At 39.5% G+C, this 1,988-nt stretch carries 1 protein-coding gene; it reads left to right on the forward strand.

The annotated features are described in order from the left end of the window. Positions 1-1,988, forward strand: a 1,988-nt coding sequence (locus tag HMPREF1514_RS05555) for a Spy0128 family protein (RefSeq protein WP_037597873.1), incomplete at both ends; no start/stop codon positions are given.

Raw genomic sequence — 1,988 nt, forward strand, 5'->3', positions numbered from 1 at the left:
GATGCCCAAGGAAAAGTTCAGTTCCAAGCTATTAACTACGACAAGGCAGGTGAGTACCACTACACCATTACAGAAAAAAATAATGGTCTGACAGGAGTTACTTATGACTCGAGCAAAGTCAAAGTCACAGTTAAAGTAACGGATGATGGTAAAGGGAAGCTAAGTACTACTGTGACTTATGACGGTGGTAAAAAGAACTTTAAGAATACGTTCACACCAAAAGAAATCACAGTACCACTACAAGTGACAAAAGCTTTAACTGGTCGCAATCTACAAGATGACGAGTTTGAGTTTGAGCTGTATGAAGGACAAAACAAGCTACTTCAAACAGTTAAAAATAAAGCAGATGGTACGATTCCTTTCACAGCTCTTAAGTTTACCAAAGCTGGTCTCTACAACTATACTATCAAAGAAAAAGATGGTAAGGTTCCAGGTGTTGACTACGATAAACAACCAATTAAGGTTACCATTCGTGTTCAACAGGAAGAGGATGGACAATTGATTTACAATATCGTCTACCTCGGTTTTGACGAGAGCGGTAAGAATAAAATTTCTAAACAAAGCTTTACAAATAAATATACTGCCAAAGGTACCGATGCTACTTTCTCTGTCACGAAGAAATTAACCGGACGTGCTTTGAAGGATGGCGAGTTTAGCTTTGAACTGAAAGAAGACGGCAAGGCAGACGTTCTTCAAACCAAGAAGAATGACAAAGCTGGTAAGGTTCAATTTGATGCAATCAAGTATCAAACTGTTGGTACCCACAAGTACACCATTACTGAGAAAAATACAGGATTGGGTGGTGTGACTTACGACACCAAGACCATCAAGGTAACAGTTGAAGTCATAGATAATGGTAAAGGTCAGCTTGTTTCAAAAGTAACCTACGAAAACAACGACCAAACCTTCAACAATACATACTCTAGTCAAAAGGTTAGTGCACAACTAGGCGTGACTAAAGAACTGACAGGTCGTGCATTAAACGATCAAGAGTTTGAATTTGAATTAGCTGGATCGGATGACAATGTTCGTCAGACGAAGAAAAATGCAGCAGACGGTCGTGTTACTTTTGATGCGATTGACTATACAAAAATCGGAACTTATCGTTACACTATCAAAGAGAAGGACAATGGCTTAGGTGGTGTGACCTATGATAAGAAAGAAATCAAAGCGACTGTCAAAGTTACTGATGATGGCAATGGTCAGTTAGTTGCCCAAGTATCTTATGATACAGCTAATCCAACCTTCCGCAATACTTACCTTGCTAAGGAAACAACTGCGACATTAGAAGCGAACAAAGTGCTAACTGGTCGCGACCTAGAAGCGAATGAATTTGCCTTTGACTTGATTGATCCAAACGGTAAAGTGGTGGATACCGTTAAGAACGCTAAAGATGGTAAGATTTCATTTAAAGAGTTGACATTCAAAACAGCTGGAACTTATACTTATACCATTAAAGAACAAGCTGGTGCTTTAGGCGGTGTGAAATATGACACCAAAGTAATCAAAGCAACAGTCACTGTCACGGATGATGGTAAAGGTCAACTACATACAACAGTTGCTTATGAAAACAACCAAAACACCTTCACGAATACTTATTCAGCAGATAAAGCAACTGCGACTCTTTCTGCTAAGAAGCTATTAGAAGGTCGTAACCTCAAAGAAGGGGAATTTGAATTTGAACTGACTGGTACAGACGATCAAGTTCGCCAAACGAAGACAAATGCACAAGATGGTAGCGTCACTTTCGATACCATTGAGTATACTAAGGTAGGTACTTATCACTACACCATCACCGAAAAAGATACGAAACTCGGTGGTGTGAAATATGACACCAAAGTGATCAAAGCGACAGTCAAAGTTACTGATGATGGTCAAGGCCGCTTAGTAACAAAAGTTGCTTATGAAAAAGATGATCAGACCTTCAAGAACACTTATTCCGCTGCAAAAACAAACGCACAACTCTCTGTTAAGAAAGCCTTGACAGG

It is taken from the genome of Streptococcus sp. AS20 (assembly GCF_000524255.1).
Lineage (GTDB): Bacteria > Bacillota > Bacilli > Lactobacillales > Streptococcaceae > Streptococcus > Streptococcus constellatus.